Annotated in this window: 18 protein-coding genes; 4 read left to right on the plus strand and 14 right to left on the minus strand. The window is 56.1% G+C overall.

The features are described 5' to 3' along the window. The first annotated feature begins 2 nt into the window (after positions 1 to 2). A complete protein-coding gene (locus tag Y5S_RS08180) occupies positions 3 to 908 on the plus strand; it encodes a diguanylate cyclase domain-containing protein (protein ID WP_156107655.1) in 906 nt (301 codons plus the stop codon). Next, entirely contained in the window at positions 893 to 1,945 is a 1,053-nt protein-coding gene (locus Y5S_RS08185; RefSeq protein WP_231552655.1) for an AraC family transcriptional regulator, read from the plus strand. Before Y5S_RS08180 ends, Y5S_RS08185 begins: the two co-directional genes overlap by 16 nt. Positions 1,946 to 2,126: 181 nt before the next feature. On the opposite strand, the gene Y5S_RS08190 is transcribed toward Y5S_RS08185, so the two are convergent. The 5 genes from Y5S_RS08190 to Y5S_RS08210 all read right to left on the minus strand — a co-directional run bounded on the left by Y5S_RS08190 (position 2,127) and on the right by Y5S_RS08210 (position 6,950). Beyond that, positions 2,127 to 3,650 carry a flavin-containing monooxygenase gene (locus Y5S_RS08190; RefSeq protein WP_035232102.1) on the minus strand — a complete coding sequence of 508 codons (1,524 nt, stop codon included), beginning with the start codon at positions 3,648 to 3,650 and terminating at the stop codon, positions 2,127 to 2,129. Positions 3,651 to 3,665: 15 nt separating this feature from the next. Beyond that, entirely contained in the window at positions 3,666 to 4,505 is an 840-nt protein-coding gene (locus tag Y5S_RS08195) for an SDR family NAD(P)-dependent oxidoreductase (RefSeq protein ID WP_035232103.1), read from the minus strand. Positions 4,506 to 4,525: 20 nt separating this feature from the next. After that, the gene (locus Y5S_RS08200; protein WP_035232104.1) at positions 4,526 to 5,455 is read right to left on the minus strand and encodes a metal-dependent hydrolase; all 930 of its coding nucleotides are present in this window, start codon (positions 5,453 to 5,455) and stop codon (positions 4,526 to 4,528) included. Between the two features lie 234 nt (positions 5,456 to 5,689). Continuing rightward, positions 5,690 to 6,241, minus strand: a complete 552-nt coding sequence (locus tag Y5S_RS08205) for a DUF2780 domain-containing protein (RefSeq protein WP_035232105.1) — start codon at positions 6,239 to 6,241, stop codon at positions 5,690 to 5,692. A 94-nt stretch (positions 6,242 to 6,335) separates the two neighbouring features. Further along, positions 6,336 to 6,950: a trimeric intracellular cation channel family protein gene (locus Y5S_RS08210; RefSeq protein WP_035232106.1), complete on the minus strand. Its 615-nt coding sequence runs from the start codon at positions 6,948 to 6,950 to the stop codon at positions 6,336 to 6,338. Positions 6,951 to 7,089: 139 nt separating this feature from the next. On the opposite strand from Y5S_RS08210, the gene Y5S_RS08215 reads away from it, so the two are divergent. Next, the gene (locus Y5S_RS08215) at positions 7,090 to 9,285 is read left to right on the plus strand and encodes a TonB-dependent siderophore receptor (protein WP_035232107.1); all 2,196 of its coding nucleotides are present in this window, start codon (positions 7,090 to 7,092) and stop codon (positions 9,283 to 9,285) included. Positions 9,286 to 9,490: 205 nt separating this feature from the next. Here the strand turns inward: Y5S_RS08215 and Y5S_RS08220 are convergent, their stop codons facing one another. From Y5S_RS08220 to Y5S_RS08230, 3 genes are all read right to left on the minus strand, one after another. Further along, complete coding sequence (locus tag Y5S_RS08220) at positions 9,491 to 10,330, minus strand: CvfB family protein (RefSeq protein ID WP_035232108.1); 840 nt, start codon at positions 10,328 to 10,330, stop codon at positions 9,491 to 9,493. Positions 10,331 to 10,451: 121 nt separating this feature from the next. Continuing rightward, on the minus strand, positions 10,452 to 10,988 hold the full coding sequence (locus Y5S_RS08225) for a DUF2058 domain-containing protein (RefSeq protein WP_035232109.1): 537 nt from the start codon (positions 10,986 to 10,988) through the stop codon (positions 10,452 to 10,454). A gap of 97 nt (positions 10,989 to 11,085) precedes the next feature. Continuing rightward, the gene (locus Y5S_RS08230; RefSeq protein WP_035232110.1) at positions 11,086 to 11,610 is read right to left on the minus strand and encodes a DUF4262 domain-containing protein; all 525 of its coding nucleotides are present in this window, start codon (positions 11,608 to 11,610) and stop codon (positions 11,086 to 11,088) included. A 137-nt stretch (positions 11,611 to 11,747) separates the two neighbouring features. Here Y5S_RS08230 and Y5S_RS08235 point away from each other — a divergent pair, with 137 nt between their 5' ends. Next, on the plus strand, positions 11,748 to 12,488 hold the full coding sequence (locus Y5S_RS08235) for a TIGR04219 family outer membrane beta-barrel protein (RefSeq protein WP_035232111.1): 741 nt from the start codon (positions 11,748 to 11,750) through the stop codon (positions 12,486 to 12,488). Here Y5S_RS08235 and Y5S_RS08240 read toward each other — a convergent pair. From Y5S_RS08240 to cpdA, 6 genes are all read right to left on the minus strand, one after another. Beyond that, positions 12,474 to 13,367, minus strand: coding sequence for an acyltransferase (locus tag Y5S_RS08240; protein ID WP_035232112.1), 894 nt, complete (start codon positions 13,365 to 13,367; stop codon positions 12,474 to 12,476). The two genes, Y5S_RS08235 and Y5S_RS08240, sit on opposite strands and share 15 nt — an antisense overlap. Positions 13,368 to 13,419: 52 nt before the next feature. Beyond that, the gene (gene parC / locus Y5S_RS08245; protein WP_035232113.1) at positions 13,420 to 15,663 is read right to left on the minus strand and encodes a DNA topoisomerase IV subunit A; all 2,244 of its coding nucleotides are present in this window, start codon (positions 15,661 to 15,663) and stop codon (positions 13,420 to 13,422) included. 150 nt (positions 15,664 to 15,813) lie between these two features. Then, entirely contained in the window at positions 15,814 to 17,700 is a 1,887-nt protein-coding gene (gene parE / locus Y5S_RS08250) for a DNA topoisomerase IV subunit B (protein WP_035232243.1), read from the minus strand. A 57-nt stretch (positions 17,701 to 17,757) separates the two neighbouring features. Continuing rightward, positions 17,758 to 18,132: a GxxExxY protein gene (locus tag Y5S_RS08255; protein ID WP_035232244.1), complete on the minus strand. Its 375-nt coding sequence runs from the start codon at positions 18,130 to 18,132 to the stop codon at positions 17,758 to 17,760. Between the two features lie 100 nt (positions 18,133 to 18,232). Then, a complete protein-coding gene (locus Y5S_RS08260) occupies positions 18,233 to 18,814 on the minus strand; it encodes a YqiA/YcfP family alpha/beta fold hydrolase (RefSeq protein ID WP_035232114.1) in 582 nt (193 codons plus the stop codon). A gap of 266 nt (positions 18,815 to 19,080) precedes the next feature. Next, a complete protein-coding gene (gene cpdA, locus Y5S_RS08265; RefSeq protein WP_035232115.1) occupies positions 19,081 to 19,887 on the minus strand; it encodes a 3',5'-cyclic-AMP phosphodiesterase in 807 nt (268 codons plus the stop codon). Between the last annotated feature and the right edge of the window lie 450 nt (positions 19,888 to 20,337).

Below are 20,337 nucleotides of genomic sequence, written 5' to 3' on the forward strand. Positions count from 1 at the left end.
TAATGAACGTGAATAACCTGATAGCCCGCCATCGAGGCACTCTGATCATTCCCATCGTGATCGCCAATGTGATCCTGCTCGCCAATCTGGCCAGCGGGGACACCAAGAGCTGGCAGGAACTGGTTTGGCTGGATATTGCCGGTGAAGGAGGAGCCGCCCTGCTGGCCCTGTTGTGGATCGTGTTGATCCTCAATAGCCGCCCGGGCGGAAGGGTGACACGCATGCTGGTCGCCGGGCTCAGTGGTATTTTTCTGTCTTACTGGCAAGACGTGATGGATGAATTCATCCGTCTGCCCGATGCCATTGTGTGGGACCATTGGCTGGAATCCGGTGCCATGCCGGTGGGCATGATTCTGCTGACACTGGGCATCTATCACTGGCATAAGGAACAGCAAGCCATCTCCGCCCAGCTCATTCGCCGTGAACGAATTTTTCGTGAACACCGCAGCTTGGATAATCTGACCCCGCTGTCCGGCGCGCACTACCTGCGAGAACAATTAAAACGGGAATTAAGCCGCCCCGATCAACCCCTGGCGCTGATCATGCTGGACCTGCACTGCTTTGATCACAGCCGCCGGTTACTCGGCCCGTCAGACAGCGACCGGCTGCTCAAGGAGCTTGGCGAATTGCTGTTATTGAACCTGCGCCAACAGGATCTGCTATGCCGATATGCCGGGGACCGATTTGCCATCGTACTGCCGATGACGCAGCAGGCGGAAGCCGACCGTATTGCCTGCGAGTTGCAGCAGGCGGTCCGGCATTTCGCCTTCAAGACACGCCGTGGCGAGAGTCATTTCATGACCGCACAGATGGGTATCGCCGTCGCCCATGACGACGATGCCTGTTCGTTAATCGAACGGGCCAATCAACGTCTTCCGGGCGCCACCGCTTCATGGCAGGCTGCCTGAGCATGCAGGGCTATCTGCCAGACACCGCGTTTATCCCTGCCCACCATCTTCCGGGAGCACTGATTGATCTGGTGCAGGATCAAGGGATTGATACGCACCGTCTGTTCCGCCACACCAGCCTGTTTCCTGAACGTGTCATTCAGGGCGACGCCGTGGCAACCCCCCGCGAGTTCCTGCAACTGATTCATAACAGCCGACAACTCTTTCCCGATCCGGAATTACCCTTTCGCTATGGCCAGCGATTGCTGCCCGGGCATTACGGTCCCATCAGCGCGCTGCTCGGTCAGGCTGGCTGTCTGCGTGACTGCCTGGTGGCCTTTAACGACTACCCTGCCCTGATCAGCCCGCTGGTCGGCGTCCGCATCACGTTGGATGATGAATACTTGTGCGTGCAGTGGCTGGACAGCTGCGGCGCCGGCTCACACTGGCCATTTCTGGTGGAAAGTGCCATGGCGGGACTCGCATCGGTCAGCCAATGGCTAAGTCATCGCCCGCTACCCTGGCAATTCCAGTTCAGCTACCGTTGCCCGCCATGGCCAGAACAATATCAGGTCCACCTTGGCGAACGGCTGCATTTTGAACGTTGCATGGATGCCATGTTGCTACCACGACACTATCTGGATATGCCCTGGCCCCGTGGAGCCAGCACCGGCTGGCAGGCCGCACGCCAGCAATGCGATCAGCAGATTCAACAACTGGGCTTTGCTCATAGTGCCAGACAGCAACTTTATCGCTTCCTGCAACAAGCCATTACGTCCCCACCCACGCTACAGGATGTGGCGAATCACTATGGAAGCAGCCCTGCCACGATTAAACGGCGGCTCAAGCAGCAAGGGTGTCACTATCAACGATTACTGGATGAAGTGCGATTGCACCAGGCAATTCTGTGGATTCAATTCGACGGCATGACCCCGGATCAGGTCTGCCGCCGATTGAATTTTTCTGACAGCACCAACTTTCGTCGTGCCTTTAAACGCTGGAGTGGCCTGACGCCTGCAGCCTGCCACAAAATACTGCAGGCGTTGTCAGGGCACTAACGGTGCCAGACGCGAAGGAACAACGGCAAGTTACAAGTTTCAAGTTACAACGCGATCCCGTACATGGTGGATATCCTCGCTCATCAGCCGCGCCGCAGCGTGTGGCGCGGGCACTGACTCGAAGAAAGCTGCCATCCTGACCGCGCTTTGTAACTTGCAACTTGCAACTCGCTTCTAATTCTCAAGCCGCGTTCTGTTCTTCCTTGACGCCGTACTGCACATCATAGTCAGACAGGGAGAACACGCTCAGGCGTTTCTTCAGCTCTGCAAGCGACCAGGGCCAGGCGGCAAAGTTGCGGCCATTCTGATCCAGGTAGTAGCTCTTGCAGCCGCCACTATTGAAGACCGTGCCTTTGAGATGCTTCTGCACCTTGTCGTTGTGGCGCTGCAACACACCCGGGTTGATGGCAAGGCGGCTGATGCCCTTGTCCCTGATCTTCTTCAGGCCACCGATGATGTAATCCAGCTGCGCTTCGGCAAGACCGATAAAGGAGTCATACACCAGCACGTTGGGACCCAGCACCAGGAAGGCATTGGGCACATCTTTCATGGTGGCACCCAGATAGGCTTCCGGGGAGGTATCTTTCCACAGGTCAGACAGGCGCTCGCCATTGGCGTTGATCACCTTGCGCCCGATGGGCGGATGAGACACCTCGAAACCGGTCCCCCAGATGATCACGTCCACTTCGTGACGCTCGCCGTTCGCCGCAATCACTGTGTTGCCATCCACTTCCACCAGTCCATGCGGGATCAGGTTGGCGTTATCTGCCTGCAAGGCGGGATAGTAGTTGTTGGCGAACAGGATGCGCTTGCAGCCCAAGGTAAAGTCCGGCGTTACCGCCTTGCGCAGGGTTTTGTCTTTCACCTGAACACGCAGCAGCTGTTTTGCCGCCGTGCTCACCGGCTTCAGCGCCATTGGGTTACGCAGCCCGAAGTTGATTACATTCAGGGATTGCGCCACCGCCTTGCGCCAGGTTTTCTGGATCACCGGCAGCTTTTCAATCAACTGCTTGCTGGTGTCGCCCAGATTCATATCCGGCTTCGGCAACACCCAGGGTGCGGTGCGCTGGAACACGTGCAGCTCTTTGACTTTCGGCTGAATCTGCGGAACGAACTGGATCGCGGATGCACCGGTGCCAATCACCGCTACACGCTTGCCGGTCAGATCATAATCGTGATTCCACTTGGCGGAGTGGAACATCTCACCTTTAAAGGTATCCAGGCCTGGCAGGTTGGGGATCTGGGCTTCGGTGATCGGGCCGGTGGCAAAGACCACGGTGCGTGCCAGTGTCTGGGATGGCTTGCCATTGGTGGTGGTATCCAGAACCCACAGGTGGCGGGCCTCATCCCACTGGGCATTATCCAGCTCGGTGCCGAATTCGATCAGCTCTTCGATGCCAAACTCTTTGCTGACCCCTTCCAGGTACTCAAGGATTTCCGGCTGACGAGCGAACAGGTGGCTCCACTTGCTGCTCGGTGCGAAAGAAAAAGAATACAGGGAGGACGGTACGTCACATCCGCAACCCGGATAGGTGTTCTCGCGCCAGGTACCGCCCACGCGATTGGCTTTCTCGATAATCTTGAAATCGTGATAGCCCTGTTTCTTCATCTTGTAGGCGGCACAGATACCGGAAATGCCGGCACCGACAATGAAGGAGTCGTAAATGCGGGCCTCAGTGGCCGTTTTCTTTTTTGCTGTTGCCATGAGAAAAAACCTCTATCAGTTCTTCACAAACCGGTACGAAAAGCCGAGCAAGTCGGCGTACAGGTTTGGGGATACGCGCTTCATTACCCAGAACAGTTTGGCGTCGACCTGGGGAGTGGTGTACAGCTCACCCTTGTCGAGGCGGTTCAGGGTCAGTTTGGCCACAGAATCACTGGTGGTCATGGCGTAGTTCATCAGCGCATGGTCGGCCAGCTTGGAGTAACGATCCGGGATTCGGCCATCCTTGATGATATTGGTGGGCACCAGGGTCGGGCACAGTACGTTGACCTTGATGTTGTCGCGCTTCAGTTCCGAGTACAGGGTCTCGGACAACGCACGCACACCGGCTTTGGTCACGTTGTAGGCACTCATTTCCGGGGCTGCGGTATAGGACGCAGCAGAAGCCACATTGATGATCGCGCCACGGCCCTGTTTCTTGAAGCCAGGCACGAAGTAATGGCAGCCATGAACGACACCCCACAGGTTCACGTCCATGGCCCACTTCCAATCCTGCAGGCTCAGTTCGTCGAACTTGCCGCCAATGCCTACACCCGCGTTGTTGATCACCAGAGAGACTGGGTTGCCCAGTAGTTTCTCTGCCTTGACCGCCAGCGCTTCTACCTGCTCGGCCTTGCCCACATCGCAGGCAACGGCGAAGGCAGTGCCACCCGCTTCTTCGATCAACGCCACCGTTTCTTCGGCGCTTTCCAGATTAAGATCCGCACACACAACCGCAGTGTTACGCTTGGCCAGCTCCAGGGCAAAACTGCGACCAATACCACTACCGGCACCGGTCACGACCGCGTAGCCGTTATAGCTGGGCTTGCTGGAACGGAATTTGAGAATATTCAGCATCACTTTTTACCCACTCAGGTTCAGGCGCGCTTGCCCGGAACGAATTCTTTAGTCATATACGGGGTCAGCAGACCGGTTTCCGGGTGCAGCAGCTTTTCCTTGTAATACTCAAGGTAGGCGCTGGTATCGTGATCGCTGGGATGAAAGTCCCGGCGGGCGTAATCCAGAATGTGCTTGATAGTGCTGCCGTAGACACCCTCTTTCGGGCCAGCCAACAGCGCGAGGCTTCGCCGTACATCCTTCCAGTAGCGCAGACTGATCAAATTCCGTGGTTTACGTATTACCGGAATAGCAGAGGCGGCAACCGGTATCAGGAAAACGATAGTGAAAGCTGCCAGCACAAATCCACGCATACGCAGCGCGTAATCCCCGGACAACTCCTGGAATACGTCGTAGGCCACGTCCTTATGCTCGGACTCTTCCAGCATGTGCCACATCCACAGGGCTCGCTGCTTCTCATCCATGGACTCATAGAAGATGTCTTCATGCTTCATCATGTATTCCGCCAGCACCGCAGTGAAATGCTCAATACCCGCCATCAATGACAACTGCATGCGGTTGGAGAGTTTCTTGAAGCCATGCTCGAACACTTTGTCCGCAAGGAAGCGGTACAGGCCCACGGGAAAACGATGCTTCGCCAATACATCGTTGAATTCATTGTGCATCTTGGAGTGGATAGCTTCCTGGCCAATCAGGGCCGTGACCAGCCGCTTGAGCTCCGGATCTTTCACAAACTGCCGGTGGTAACGGGCAGTATCGATCACCAGATCCTCGCCAAACGTCAGAAAGATGGACAGAGCCTCAAAGTACGCTGACGCCAGCTCGGTGTTACGGAAAAACGTATCGTCCAGCTCCCGGGCATCGAACTGGAAATCCATATGCCGAATCGGCATCTCGTAGTTCTTCTGGGTACTTTTCGGCACATATTGATGAATCGTTGCAGTAGTCATTGCGGCTCACCTATCCTCTAAAAGCCCACAGTCAGGGAGGCTCAAGCCTTCCGATCACTGTTACATTGAATGGTGACAACAATAAATCAAACGCTTGTTCGGATTCAATTCGGCTTTATGCCCCATTGCCGACATCAAAGCAGCCCCTGAAAGGCTTGAAAAATGGGGGATCCGGGTAAGAATAAGGCCAGGAGGGAAAGGGTGGCCCGGAAAACCGAACCACCCGTTCAGATTTCAGCTCTTTGTCCCCCAGAGACCACCCAGACTACTCAAGGCAGAAGAGGCCACACCCTCACCACCCAGAAAGCCCAGAATCTTGGGCGCAAACTGGCTGATCATGTCCGGGCTTAACCCCAGTGAACTGAACACTTTGCCCACCCCTTCAAGGCTGGAAATGTTGCCGAGCATGGAGCCCGCCATACCGCCATCGCCGCCCAGCAGCGAATCCAGTCCCGGCACCTTGGCAAGAATACCGCTGAACTGATCGGCAGACAGATTGTTCTTGGCCATGGCCAACAAGGCTCCCGCACCACCGGCGGCCTGCTGCTTTGTTACTCCCAGATCTGTCGACAGACTATCAACCAGTGTCTGGGCTTCGCCACTCACCGCAATACCGCTATCCATGGTAGTGCTCGCCTTGTCCATGGTCTCACCCGCTTTCTGCGAGGCATCGTCCATGGCCGAGTTGGCGGAGTCCGTCATTTTCTTGAAATCAAAAGCCTGAGCCTGACCACCGATTCCGAGAACCAGCACAGCACCCGACACCAATACCTGTAGCTTGTTCATACTCTCTCCCTGTAAATATAAATGACACACCAAGATTAGCAGGAATACAGCCAGGCTTACTCGCTTCGACCAGCCTCAGCCTTCCAGCACCCATTCAAGCATCCGGTACATTGTATTCAAAGCGCGGCAGATGCCACTGAAAGCGAATCGCTAACATCCGCACTGTAAACCCGGCAACAAGGGTAACCAGCACCGCCAGCCAGTCCGGCACCAGCCAATACAGCAACAACAGATACAGCACCGCAGCTCCCAGCGATACCACCGCATACAACTCTTTCTGGAAAACCAGCGGCACACGGTTGCAAAGCAGATCCCGAATCACCCCCCCAAACATACCAGTGATCAACCCTGCCAACGCCGCCACGGGGGCCTCAAGTCCCATACCCAATGCCACCTTGGCTCCAATCACAGTAAAGGCGATCAGCCCCAGGGCATCCAGAGCCAGAAACAGGCCGCGCAGGCGAGACATCAGCGGCGCAATCCAGGTAGTAAGCAATGCCGCCAGAGTGGTGAGTAACAAATATTCCGGATGGGCTATCCAGGTGAGCGGATAATGGCCAAGCAGAATATCGCGTACCGAGCCACCGCCAAAGGCGGTAACCGTAGCGATCATCACCACTCCGAACAGATCCATCTTGAGACGCCCCGCCGCCAGTGCACCGGTCATGGCTTCTGCCGTGATACCGATCAGATAGAGGGCCAACAGCATTCAGTCTCTCCTGCCTTGAATTATTAATGGGAATCATTATCATTCTCGACCGACGTATTCGCCAGGCCCCCCCAGCCAACGTCATGCACTGGAGCCCTCACGGGCAGCCACCATTATGCAATCAAACTCCGGGGGAACCATGTACCACTTTCGTTTATCCCTGCTGACCACCGGCATTCTTCTTGCTGCCGGCCAGCTTCAGGCCGAAGATCTCACTTCAAGCGATACCGCGCACTCACTGGAGCAGATCCAGGTAAAGAGCAGCACCGTCGCTGATCACGATGCCAGCATGACCAGCGAAGGCAGTGAACGATACGGCAGCCGCGCCACCAACACCGCAACGCGGATGGTGTTATCTCCACGGGAGACCCCGCAGTCTGTCTCCGTGATCAGCCGCCAGCAGATGGACGATTTCAATCTGGACAGCGTCGCCGAGGTCATGCAACGCACCCCCGGTGTTTCAGTGAAGGCCCAGGACACCGAGCGTTTGCAGCTGTTTGCACGCGGTTTCGAGATTACCAATTTTCTTTACGACGGCATGCCGTCTACCCGTATCAGCAGCCTGGGCAAACAGGCTGCCCTGTCGGATACGATTATCTACGACCGCATTGAAGTGCTACGTGGCGCAACCGGCTTGCTAAACGGTATCGGTAACCCGTCCGCTACCGTCAATCTGGTGCGCAAGAAGCCTACCCGGGATTTCTCAGGCCAGGTCGGCGCAGAGGTGAACAGCTGGGATGGCTATCGGGGGGAGCTGGACGCAGGGGGCTCGCTAATTGGCAGTGGCCGGATACGCGGCCGCTTCGTCAGCGCCTACGAACAAGGCGAATCGTTTCTCGATCACTACGAAAATGAAAAACAGGTGCTCTACGGAGTGGTGGAAGCCGACCTGTTCGATAGCACCTTGCTGACTGTGGGCATGGACTACATGGACTATGATCCCATGGGCTCAACCTGGGGCAGTCTCCCTCTGTTTTACAGCGACGGCGGCATTGCCGATCTGGACCGGGATATCAACCCGGCTACCGACTGGAGCAGCTGGGCCCAGGATAGCCAGACGGTTTTCGTGAATCTGGAACACCAATTTGAGAATGGCTGGTACAGCAAGTTCTCCTATACGCTTCAGGAAAACAATTATGACGCTGAACTCGCCTCCGCTGGTGGCGGACAGCTGAATCGGGATGGTAGTGGCAAGACCTTGTGGTCCGGCCGTTTCGTGGAGGACAAGACACAAGACACCTTTGACCTCTATGCCAACGGCCCCTTTGCGTTGTTCGGCCGCCAGCATGAACTGGTTCTGGGCGCCAGCCACTCTAAAGCCGACAGGGATTACACCGGGCAATCCCCTGTCAGCATCAACAATGTCGTACCCAACCTGTTTAACTGGGACGGCAATATCCCCAAACCGAAATGGGCAGCCCCCAATACCGTGGAAGAACAAACCACAACGCAAACCAGTGTTTATGCTACCGCACGCTTCAAGCCCTCCGACGCACTTGCCATCATCGCCGGCGGCCAGGTGGTGGATTGGGAAACCGAAACGCAAGGAATGAACTGGCAAGGCCCGCTTGATGAACATTTTGAAGAGAATGGCGAGGTGGTTCCCTACCTGGGCGTCATCTATGACCTCAACGATCACCACTCGATTTATGCCAGTTACACCAGTATCTTCCAGCCGCAAACTGTCCGCGATGCCAACAACCAGATTCTTGATCCGGAAGAAGGCAACAGTATCGAAGCGGGCCTTAAGAGCGAGTTTAACGAAGGCCGTTTGAATACCACCGTGGCCATCTTCAGAACCAATCAGGACAATCTGGCAGAATCCACCGGGCAACCCATCACTGGCGGCCCGGCAAACTCCGTTGCCTACCGTGCAGTAGATGGCGCAGAAACCAACGGTTTCGAACTGGAAGCCGCCGGCGAGATCTTGCCGCACTGGCAGGTTCAGGCCGGGTATACCTACCGCATTACAGAAGACCCGGATGGCGATGAAGTGAATACCACTTCACCGGAAGACATGGTTCGTATTGGCACGCAGTACCGCTTCCAGGGTGGTCTGCAGGGCCTGACCGTCGGTGCGGGATTATCCTGGCAGAACAAAACCTACGCCTTCGTCACTCGTCCCGGTGCCAGCGGCGATTTCAAGTTTGTTCAGGAGGCCTACACCCTGGTGGATCTGATGGCCCGTTATCAGGTCACTGAGGCCCTCGCCGTGGCAGCCAATGCGAGCAACCTGACCGACGAAAAGTACTACAACAACCTGGGGTTCTATAACGGCGGGTACTACGGCGATGCCCGCAAATTCAGCCTATCACTGGATTACCGATTCCGCTGATCCTCAGCATCTCGGCTTTCTTTGCAACACTCGCCCCGGTCATGCCGGGGTGCTGTTCACTTGGGCTTGTTAAACCTACCGAGGCACCTACACCTGGTCCTCATATCGAATGGTAGCCAAAGAATAAGGGGGCGCTTGGCCGGTGCTGTAGGAGCGGCGGTTCCGCCGCGATGTGCCGAGCCAGGATTGAAGCACGGTATCGTGGTCAGGCCAGGCGGATACGGTCTTTCTCGATCACGATCTTGCGAGCCTTGTAGAGACCACCTATAGCCTGCTTGAAGGCGTTCTTGCTGCAGCGAAAGGCATCAAAAATGGCATCCGGCGCACTCTTGTCTCCCAGCGGCAGCTCTCCGCCAGCCTGTTCAAGGGCGGCCAGGATCTGCTCACTGAGCGCATCGCTCTTGGCCGCCCCCGGGGCATTCAGTGACAGGCTCAGCTTGCCGTCCTCGCGCAGGCGTTGCACGTAACCAGTAACACGCTGCCCGTGCTTGAGAGGGGCACGAAGTTCCTTGCGAGCAATCATGCCCCAGTAGCGATTGTTGACCACCATCTTCCAGCCCAGATCGGTTTCCCTTGCCGCAATCAAGGACACTTCATCGCCTTGCTGGAATTCATTGCAGGTGTCCTTCATGAAGCGATCCAGTTTTGCACTGGCCAGCAACCGCCCTTCCCGATCCGTGGTCACAATCACCAAGGCTCGGCCACCCGGTCGCAGCGGACCGGTCTGTTCCGCGAAAGGCAGCAACAAATCCTTGGGCATGCCCCAGTCCAGAAAAGCGCCCAGCTTGCTGGTGGAGACCACGCCAAGACTGGCCACTTCACCACGCTGAACTTTGGGAGCCTTCACGGAGGCCATGGTGCTGCCCTGACCATCGTTATAGAGCGTAACCAACACGCTATCACCAGGCTGGAGGTCTCCGGCCTCGCGACTCGGTAACAACACATCGCCCAGGCTACCGCCATCCAGCAGCAACCCATTGCGTACCGCCCGAATCACTTCCAGCGAATAACGACGCCCCAGCGTCAAAGAGGAAGAAGCCGTCATATCGACACCTGTTTGCTGGATGAAGACCGGCCTGCTCCGGCCAGAGTCGCGGGAACAAGGCTTGAGGATTCCCTGGCCTCAACCAGGTAGTTACGGGCTGCGTGTTGCATGCTGCGGCTCATTACCACATCAGATCATCGGGGATCGGGAAATCCTTGTAGGGATCATCTTCATCCACATCCTGACTGCCCCGCTCGTTCAGCAACAGCACCGCCTTTTCATCACGCTGGCGAATTTTCTCCGCCACCACCGTGGGCACCAGCTCAAAGCTATCGCCCAGAGCCACGATGGCGATCTGTCCGCGCTCCAACTGTTGCTGCTGTTTCGGCGTAACCCAGGCTTTCTTGATCTTCTTGTCCTGCACGAACTGATACGCCACATCACCCTGACCGCTATCAATCCGGCTCTGCTCAATCATTTGCTTGATCTGGGCAGCGATTTCCTTCCTCTCACGCTCTGCCTTGCGCTGGGCTTCCAGCTGTCGATCCGCTTCCGCCTTTTCTTCACGCAATCGACGGGCCCGTTCAGCGGGCTCCTCCAGCTCGATTTCGCCACGCTTGGCCTTGTTGGCGTCTTCGCGTTTCTGCTGCTTGGCCCGGCGCGCCTTTTTCTGGTCCGCCAGACCGGCTTTCATCAGTTGTTCCTGCAAGGAGCTCATGGCATCCCTCTATCGAAGCGTTAACACAATTTATCCAGACGAGATCTCCGCCGAGCACATCGACCGCTGGCAGAGACAGTCTTTCGTCTAGCCAGCCCTACGGTCTTGTCAGGGGCGTTGCCGGCGGCGCTCCCAGCAATGGCTGCGCCCGACGGAAGCGAACGTCGTAACCCGGCTGCCACGGGAACACCCCTTTGGGATCAGGCCACACCATCTGCAAGGCAGGATAAGGTGCAGGCAAGCTCTGGTAAAACCAGTTGGCGAAGCCCAGATATTCCTTGTAGTGCGGGAAAGCGACCGGGAGAAACATGACTTCCAGACCGTCCGCGATATCGCTGTACAACCGGTAGGGCTGATAGGGCTTGTTCAAACCACGAATACGTACCGCAGCACTATCAAGCAGGCGGCTGGCCAGTGCATCTTTGAGCCCCACTACGATTAATTCCGGGTGATTCAGGTTGAGAAAATGTCCAACACTGAAGGTATAACCGGGCTGGCCGTCACCGCCAGCAACGGCAAAGTGATGCCAGCCCTTGCGCTGGATATCACCAAGCAGAGCTTCATCCTCCGCATCCTCCGGGGCCGGATAGCGGAACTTGGCAGGCATTTCTTCGAGAAACATGGGTCAGTCTGACTCCGTGGGGCTGGTACCCAAGGGGGATTGAGTGTGTCCAGTTTAGCAGAAAAAAACCTCAACTTGGCGTCCCTGCACACAGCTGGGCTACACTGCTGGACACAGCCTCTGCCCCAGGATTGATCATGAAACGAAGCCTTGCTGCCACCTTCGCCCTGTTCGCCAGCACCGCCTTGCACGCTGCTCCCGGTTTATCCATCTATGGCGGGGGCTACAACTGGAATTCTGACTTCAATGGCACCCTCTCATCCGGTGGTGCCAGCATTGATGTAGAGGAGGACCTGGGCATGGGCAAGGCGGATCAGAGCGTGATCTGGCTTGGTCTGGAGCACCCGGTTCCTCTGATTCCCAATGTCCGTGTTCGCTATTTTGACCTGTATGAGTCTGCCAGCAACCGTCTGCAACGCAGCTTCGTGTTCGACGATCAGGTGTTCGTTGCCAGCAACCGGGTCGATAGCGAACTGGAACTGGAAATGCTGGAGGGAACCCTCTATTACACGCCTATCGACACCAACCTGAAACTGGATGTGGGCGTGACCATCCGTCATGTCGATGGCTTTGTACGTCTCAGCAGTGTGATTGCCGATTCACGCTTGAATATTGATGAAGTGTTACCGCTGGCGCATGGCGCTGCGCGCATGGAAATTCCCGGCACCGGGGCCTATGTGGGCGGGGAATTGAACGCCATCAAATACAATGGCTCGTCCATGAGTGACTACAATGTTCGCGTGGGCTGGCGTTCGGATTTCCTGCTCGGCGTAGAAGTGGGTTACAGCCAGATCAACCTGAATCTGGACGATGTCAGCCTGCTGACCACTGACCTGGATATGGGCGGCCCTTATCTGGCGTTATCACTGGGCTTCTGATCCCTTCAACTCATGTTTGAGGTCGGTGATTCTCTGGTCTTTCTCGGTCCAGAGATCACTGACCCACTGCTGGACTTCGCCCCGGAAAACGGGATCGTCTTGATAGTCACTGCGCCACAGGGCAGGCTCCAGAGGTCGGGTTTTCACATCAACAATGACCCGTTCCACCTTGCCACTCAACAGGTCCCAGAACCCTGGAGGCGAGCTTCCCGGATAGACAATCGTCACATCCAGCAACGCATCCAGATTCTCCCCCAGTGCCGCCATCACGAAAGCCACTCCTCCGGCTTTGGGATTCAGCAGATGACCATAAGGCGATTGCTGGGCCTGATGCTTTGCCGGGGTAAACCGGGTGCCTTCGAGAAAGTTCACCACCGTCACCGGGATGCCCTGGAATTTCTCGCAGGCACGACGGGTAATCTCCAGATCTTTTCCCTTCAGCTCTGGGTGCTTGTTCAGCACCGCCTTGCTGTAGCGTTTCATAAACGGGTAATCCAGCGCCCAGAACGCCAGCCCAAGAAACGGCACCCAGATCAGCTCCTTTTTGAGGAAGAACTTGAAGTAGGGCGTCTTGCGATTGAAGGTTTCCACCAGCGCGGGAATATCCACCCAGGACTGGTGGTTGCTGACCACCAGATAGGAGGTGTCCTGACGCAAGTTTTCCACCCCACGAATATCCCAGCCGGTCGGTGTCATCAGGGCAAAGATAGCCTTGCAGATTTCTGCCCAGGTCTCGGCAATCCACATGACCACTCTGGAACAGAGTTGTCGCCATCCCTTTCCGGGCATCAGCTTCAGTAGCGCCACGATCATCATTGGGCCGATCAATACCAACGTATTAACCAGCAACAGCAAGACTGTTGTGACGCCCCGAATCATGCCTTTTCCTCATCCCTTCCAAGCCATTAACTGAAGTACTGCCAGGCAGTGCTCAGTCACTTTCCTTGCGCTCTACTGCCATGCTGTCCACATTCTGGAAACCACGGGGCAGCTTGGCACCACGACGGCCTCGCTCGCCGTAATAGTGTTCCAGATCCCCAGGCTTGAGTGTCAGGTGACGCTTGCCGGCGTAAATGGTGAGCGAGTCTTGCGGCCCAACCACCCGCACATCCTGAACAAACTCTTCCCGACTCTGCACACGGGCAGACGGCACAGACATCATCTTGTTGCCCTTGCCCCGCGCCATTTCCGGCAATTCCTTGACCGGGAACACCAACAGGCGCCCCTCGTTGGAAACCAGCGCGATCAGATCATCACTGGTGCTGGAAATGGATTGGGGCACCAGGACACGGCCACCCTTGGGCACACTCAACACTGTCTTGCCCGCTTTCTTGTTGGCTTGCAGATCCGCATACCGCACTACAAAACCGTAGCCGGCATCGGTGCTCATCAGATAGGCATCCTTGTCCTTGCCCATCACGGCGGCTACGAAACTCGCCCCGGAGGGAGGGCTCACCCGACCAGACAACGGTTCGCCCTGGCCTCGAGCGCTGGGCAGGGTGTGGGCAAGCAGCGAGTAACTGCGGCCGGTACTGTCGAGGAAACAGACAGGCTGATTGGACTTGCCCTTGGCAGACGCCTTGTACTTGTCGCCGGCCTTGTAGCTCAGGCCTTCCACATCCACGTCATGGCCCTTGGCAGCACGCACCCAGCCTTTTTCGGACAGCACCACGGTTACCGGATCGGCGCTGACCAGATCGGTTTCATCCAGCGCTGCCGCAGCATCACGTTCCACCAGCGGAGAGCGGCGATCATCTCCGTATTTGTCGGCATCTTCCTTCAGCTCCTTGGCCACCAGCTTTTTCATTTTGGCAGTGGAACCCAGCGTAGCCTCAAGCTTCTCGCGCTCTTCGTTGAGCTCATCCTGCTCGCCCCGAATCTTCATTTCTTCGAGCTTGGCCAGATGGCGCAATTTCAGTTCGAGAATCGCTTCCGCCTGACGATCCGAAATCCCGAAGCGTTCCATCAGTACCGGTTTGGGTGCGTCTTCAGTACGGATGATATGAATCACTTCATCAATATTCAGAAACGCTGCCAGCAAGCCTTCAAGGATATGCAGGCGATCCAGCACCTTGTCGAGACGATGCTGAAGGCGACGACGCACCGTCACCATACGGAACTGCAGCCATTCGTTGAGAATGGCATCCAGGCTCTTCACCTGTGGCCGGCCATCAATGCCGATCATGTTCAGGTTCACCCTGTAGTTTTTCTCCAGATCCGTAGTGGCGAACAGGTGACTCATCAACTGCTCCACATCCACTCGATTGGAACGCGGGGTGATTACCAGGCGAGTAGGATTTTCATGATCAGACTCATCACGAAGATCGCTGACCATGGGCAGCTTCTTCTTGTTCATCTGGTCAGCAATTTGTTCCAGTACCTTGGCACCCGACACCTGATACGGCAGCGCGGTGACGACAATGTCGCCCTCTTCACGCTCATACACCGCACGCTGTTTGAGTGACCCCTTGCCCTCGGCATACATGCGAATGATGTCGTTCTGCGGGGTAATCACTTCCGCTTCGGTCGGGAAGTCCGGGCCCTGGATAAACTCCATCAGATCATCCAGCGACGCACCGGGGTCTTTCAGCAGGTGAATGCAGGCGTTGGCCACTTCGCGCAGGTTGTGTGGCGGGATATCTGTGCTCATACCCACCGCGATACCCGTGGTGCCGTTTAGCAACACATTGGGTAACCGCGCCGGCAGCATTTTGGGTTCTTCCAGCGTGCCATCGAAATTCGGCAACCACTCCACCGTGCCCTGCCCCAGCTCCGAGAGCAGCACTTCAGCATAGGGCGCCAGCTTGGATTCCGTATAACGCATGGCCGCGAAGGATTTGGGATCGTCAGCACTACCCCAGTTACCCTGACCATCCACCAGCGGATAGCGATAACTGAATGGCTGCGCCATCAGCACCATGGCCTCATAACAGGCCGAGTCACCATGAGGATGGTATTTACCCAGCACATCACCCACGGTACGGGCAGATTTTTTGTGCTTGGCGGTGGACTTGAGGCCCAACTCGCTCATGGCGTAAACAATCCGCCGCTGCACCGGCTTGAGACCGTCGCCAATGTTCGGCAACGCCCGGTCGAGAATGACGTACATGGAATAATCCAGGTACGCTTTTTCGGTGTATTCCCTCAGGGGAAAACTTTCAAATTCTTCAGCCATTTCTCAGCTCTTTTTTATTTACCACAGAGAACACAGAGGTCACTGAGGGAAAAAATTCAGATTACAAACCGCTCGCCATCAGAAACCTGCAGAGCCACAAAGAAGTAAAGGGTTTCTCTCTGTGCGCTCTGTGACCTCTGTGGTGAAAAATCATATTTCGGCCAGATTGCCCTTGGTTTCCAGCCAGCTCTTGCGGTCCGAGGCGCGCTTCTTGCTGAGCAGCATATCCATCAACTGATGGGTTTCGTCATCGCTGCTGATGGAAAGCTGCACCAACCGACGGGTATCCGGGGCCATGGTGGTTTCACGCAGTTGCAACGGGTTCATTTCGCCCAGCCCCTTGAAGCGGGTCACATTGACCTTGCCACGCTTTTTCTCCGCCTTAATACGATCCAGCACACCTTCGCGCTCGTCCTTGTCCAGGGCGTAATACACTTCCTTGCCCACATCGATACGATACAGCGGCGGCATGGCCACAAAGACATGCCCCTGTTTGACCAGGGCAGGGAAGTGTCTCAGGAACAGGGCGCAGATCAGCGTGGCAATATGCAGACCATCGGAATCCGCATCGGCCAGAATGCAGACTTTGCCATAACGCAGCCCACCGATATCGTCACTGCCAGGCTCAATGCCAAGCGCAACAGCAATATCGTGAATTTCCTGGCTGCCCAGCACCTCATTGGAATCGACTTCCCAAGTGTTCATGATCTTGCCGCGCAGCGGCATGATGGCCTGAAAGACCCGATCACGAGCCTGCTTGGCAGAACCGCCCGCCGAGTCCCCTTCCACCAGAAAAATTTCACTCTGGGCCGGATCATCACTGGTACAGTCGGCCAGCTTGCCTGGCAAGGCGGGTCCACTGGTGACTTTTTTACGGGTCACTTTTTTGGCGGCGCGCAAACGCTTCTGCGCATTGTTGATACACAGATCCGCCAGCTTCTCGGCTTCATCGGTGTGCTGGTTCAACCACAGGGAGAACGCATCCTTGACCACACCGGATACAAAGGCTGCGGTCTGGCGAGAGCTGAGACGCTCCTTGGTCTGACCAGCGAATTGCGGATCCTGCATTTTCACACTGAGCACGTAAGCCGCACGGTCCCAGATATCTTCCGGGGTCAGCTTCACGCCACGGGGCAGCAGGTTACGGAATTCACAGAATTCACGCATGGCATCCAGCAAACCGGAACGCAGACCGTTCACATGGGTACCGCCCTGAGCGGTGGGGATCAGGTTCACATAGGATTCCTGAACCAGCTCGCCCCCTTCCGGCAGCCACATCACTGCCCAGTCCACCGCTTCCGTTTCGGCACTCATGGCACCGTTGAAGGGTTCTTCCGGCACTCTCTCCCAACCGGTGGAGGACTCCAGCAGGTACTCGATCAAGCCATCTTCAAACTGCCAGGTCTCGGACTCGCCCGTTGCCTCATTATCGAGAATCACTTTCAGACCGGGGCACAGTACCGCCTTGGCGCGCAACAAGTGCTTCAGGCGGGATACAGAAATCTTCGGCGAGTCGAAGTAAGAGGCGTCGGGCCAGAAGCGCAGGATGGTACCGGTGTTACGCTTGCCCACCGTATCGATCACTTCCAGTTCACTACGTTTTTCACCGTCTCCGAACTCGATGCGGTGCAATTGGCCATCGCGCTTTACCAGCACCTCAAGCTTGGTGGAGAGGGCGTTCACTACAGACACACCGACACCGTGCAAACCACCACTGAACTGGTAATTGTTGTTGGAGAACTTGCCACCGGCATGGAGGGTGGAAAGGATCACTTCCACACCGGGTTTCTTCTGCACCGGGTGCATATCCACCGGCATCCCGCGCCCATCATCCTCAACCTCCACACCTCCATCCTTGAACAGGGTGACCTTGATGGTCTTGGCGTGCCCCGCCAGGGCTTCATCGACGGAGTTGTCGATCACTTCCTGGGCAAGGTGGTTGGGGCGGGTGGTATCGGTGTACATGCCGGGGCGCTTACGCACCGGCTCCAGGCCCGACAAAACTTCAATATTTTCGGACGTATAATTATTGGTCATAAATTTGTTGAAACCCTTTTTTACCACAGAGGCCACTGAGCCCACTGAGGAAAACAATCAAATCACAAAGCGCTTGATGCCTTGCGCAAGCCTCTGAACGTTGAAATTGATCAGCAGCCCCTTTTGAAGCCCAGCCAATCGCATATACGTCAAAACCTGAGCGCCGTGAAGCGGCGACAGTGCTTTCACACACTTCAATTCAACCAGCACCTGATTCTCGACGATCAGATCAGCCCGGTAATCGCAATCCAGTCTTTTTCCCTTGTAATAAACAGGAATAGCGGATTGCGCGGCACTTTCCAGCCCTGCCTGCTCCAGCTCATGCCGCAGACATCGCTCATAAACTGATTCCATCAGCCCCGGCCCCATATGCCGGTGCACTTCGATGGCACAACCAATGATTGCACCCGTCAGTTCATCATTTCCCAGCATGGAGTCCTTTCCAGCACTGTAAAACCCCACACAAAGCCAACCCGGCACACTGGTCATTTCTTTCTCAGTGAACTCGGTGGCCTCTGTGGTAAAACAGCCTTTAGATCTTTACACCACAAAACCGCAGTATCAGCGGTATGAAGGCGTCAAAGTTATCAAAGCCATGGCTTCCACCCAAGCCGCAATAACGGTGGCAGTCGCCATGATAGTCCCAGCCGTCTTCCCAGTTCAGTGTTTCATCCCCGGTCTGGGTCAGCAGCAGCAGGTTTTCCGGCTGGGAAATCGCCTCCACTTCATAGCGTTTCAGCTCATTCAGCCAGGCTGGGTCAAACTCCCAGGCCTCACCGGTGTGATAGTTATGCTGGATACCTGTGTATTTGTCCAGTAGTAGCCAGGGACGAACCGCAGGATTGATCAGCACAGCCTTGAGATCGTGATGTTCCGCCAGCCAGGTGGCATAGAAACCTCCCAGTGACGATCCCAGCAACGCTACCGGGCCTGCAGATGCAATCGCCGCATCCAGCTCCGCCATGGCCTGACGAGGCGAGGGCGGCAGTGCTGGCGTAATCAAACGCTCTGCACACCCTGCCCGCTCAAACATCTCACGAAGCAGGCCTGCCTTGTGCGAGGCTGGAGAACTGTTGAAACCGTGAATATAGAGAAGAGACGTTTCGGGGGCCATGAGGTCTAATCCGCAACAGTGAACAGTGAACAGTGAACAAGGCTGCCCGACCAGCATACCCTGTCAAGTTTTATAGGGTTTTTCCTTTGTTTTTAAAGGCACAGGCTGCCCGACCAGCATACCCTGTCAAGTTTTATAGGGTTTTTCCTTTGTTTTTAAAGGCACGAGGCCGCGTCCAACCTCTGGGCGCGGCCTCTATCCTGTCAGATCACATAACGCGCGAACGCGCCGCTATTAACTGTTCACTGTTAACTATTAACTGCTCTTCAGTAGCCTTTGACGCTGAAATCCACCTCAAAGGTGATCCCTTCCACGCGGCTGACGCCGGTGTCGATACGACCATCTGCATGAAGATCAAGCCAGCGATAGCCAGGGTTGGTATCGTCGACGGCAAAGTCTTCGCTGTGGGGTTTGAACTGCACGCAGGTACTGGGCACCGCCAGCATGCGCACCCCTTTGCGGACCTCATCATATTCCTGATGCACATGGCCCCAGATGATGGCGCGTACACGAGGGTGCTGATCGATCACGTCAAAAAACTTGTCGGCGCTACCCACCACCTGAGTATCCAGCCAGGCACACCCCATTGGAACCGGATGGTGGTGCAGGCACACCATCAGGTGTTCACCGTTGGCGTTACGCAAGGCATTGTCGAGGAATTTCAGATCTTCATCGAAAAGCTCGCCGGGCACTTCACCGGGGATAGTGGAATCCAGCATGACAACCGTCCAGTTGCCCACTTCAAGCACACAGGGGCTCATGCGTTCACGCTGGGCATGAAGCGCTTCCAGCATCGGCGCTGGCTTGTCGTGATTGCCTTCCAACCAGTAGACCGGCGCACTGAAATCGCTCAGCGCCTTATCCAGCCGCTGATAGGACTCAAAGGAAGCATCCTGGGACAAATCCCCGGTCGCCAGGATGAGATCCGGATTAGGCTGCTCCTTGCGGATCAACTCCAGAACCTTATCCAGGCTGAACTGGGTATTGAGGCCCAACAGCTTGCCGCTTTCATCGGCAAACAAGTGGCAGTCCGATAACTGCACAATTCGAAGGGGCTGCAACTGCTGCGTCAAATCCCCACTCCCGTGACCATTCTCTTTTACGTTCCCTTTGACTGGGGAGGCCAACCCTCCCAAGGGAGCCTCTGAGCAGTGATTTGCTTACTCAGCGTGGCCTGAAGCGTGCATCTGCTGTGCCTTGTCTCGATGGTCAGGGTGGTTCCCTTTCGGAGAGGCAAGGCACAGCAGATGTGCGCTTCAGGCCGCGCCCTCCGGGTCTTCCAGGCTGACCCGCACTCGTTGTTGCACTTTCTCGACAGGCAACCAGCATGCCTTCAAAAGCGCGCCTAGATTGCGGGCCAGCCTGAAAGACTGAGCAAGCAAATCACTGCTCAGAGGCTCCCCGGCGTCCCCGTCACGCCTTCAGGCCTTTTCCCGACCCTTACCTTCATCTTATAACCAAGATGATGTCACATTTCTAGGTGACAGCGTCCAGACCCTGAAATGGTTACCAATTCTCCACAA

The sequence above is a fragment of the Alcanivorax nanhaiticus genome, from assembly GCF_000756665.1.
Classification (GTDB): Bacteria; Pseudomonadota; Gammaproteobacteria; order Pseudomonadales; family Alcanivoracaceae; genus Alcanivorax; species Alcanivorax nanhaiticus.

What these genes read in the sequence shown, in the direction of transcription:
- Y5S_RS08180 (WP_156107655.1), top strand. Translation starts at nt 3, where the DNA reads ATGAACGTGAATAACCTGATAGCCCGCCATCGAGGCACTCTGATCATT.
- Y5S_RS08185 (WP_231552655.1), top strand. Translation starts at nt 893, where the DNA reads ATGGCAGGCTGCCTGAGCATGCAGGGCTATCTGCCAGACACCGCGTTT.
- Y5S_RS08190 (WP_035232102.1), bottom strand. Translation starts at nt 3,650, where the DNA reads ATGGCAACAGCAAAAAAGAAAACGGCCACTGAGGCCCGCATTTACGAC.
- Y5S_RS08195 (WP_035232103.1), bottom strand. Translation starts at nt 4,505, where the DNA reads ATGCTGAATATTCTCAAATTCCGTTCCAGCAAGCCCAGCTATAACGGC.
- Y5S_RS08200 (WP_035232104.1), bottom strand. Translation starts at nt 5,455, where the DNA reads ATGACTACTGCAACGATTCATCAATATGTGCCGAAAAGTACCCAGAAG.
- Y5S_RS08205 (WP_035232105.1), bottom strand. Translation starts at nt 6,241, where the DNA reads ATGAACAAGCTACAGGTATTGGTGTCGGGTGCTGTGCTGGTTCTCGGA.
- Y5S_RS08210 (WP_035232106.1), bottom strand. Translation starts at nt 6,950, where the DNA reads ATGCTGTTGGCCCTCTATCTGATCGGTATCACGGCAGAAGCCATGACC.
- Y5S_RS08215 (WP_035232107.1), top strand. Translation starts at nt 7,090, where the DNA reads ATGTACCACTTTCGTTTATCCCTGCTGACCACCGGCATTCTTCTTGCT.
- Y5S_RS08220 (WP_035232108.1), bottom strand. Translation starts at nt 10,330, where the DNA reads ATGACGGCTTCTTCCTCTTTGACGCTGGGGCGTCGTTATTCGCTGGAA.
- Y5S_RS08225 (WP_035232109.1), bottom strand. Translation starts at nt 10,988, where the DNA reads ATGAGCTCCTTGCAGGAACAACTGATGAAAGCCGGTCTGGCGGACCAG.
- Y5S_RS08230 (WP_035232110.1), bottom strand. Translation starts at nt 11,610, where the DNA reads ATGTTTCTCGAAGAAATGCCTGCCAAGTTCCGCTATCCGGCCCCGGAG.
- Y5S_RS08235 (WP_035232111.1), top strand. Translation starts at nt 11,748, where the DNA reads ATGAAACGAAGCCTTGCTGCCACCTTCGCCCTGTTCGCCAGCACCGCC.
- Y5S_RS08240 (WP_035232112.1), bottom strand. Translation starts at nt 13,367, where the DNA reads ATGATTCGGGGCGTCACAACAGTCTTGCTGTTGCTGGTTAATACGTTG.
- parC (WP_035232113.1), bottom strand. Translation starts at nt 15,663, where the DNA reads ATGGCTGAAGAATTTGAAAGTTTTCCCCTGAGGGAATACACCGAAAAA.
- parE (WP_035232243.1), bottom strand. Translation starts at nt 17,700, where the DNA reads ATGACCAATAATTATACGTCCGAAAATATTGAAGTTTTGTCGGGCCTG.
- Y5S_RS08255 (WP_035232244.1), bottom strand. Translation starts at nt 18,132, where the DNA reads ATGCTGGGAAATGATGAACTGACGGGTGCAATCATTGGTTGTGCCATC.
- Y5S_RS08260 (WP_035232114.1), bottom strand. Translation starts at nt 18,814, where the DNA reads ATGGCCCCCGAAACGTCTCTTCTCTATATTCACGGTTTCAACAGTTCT.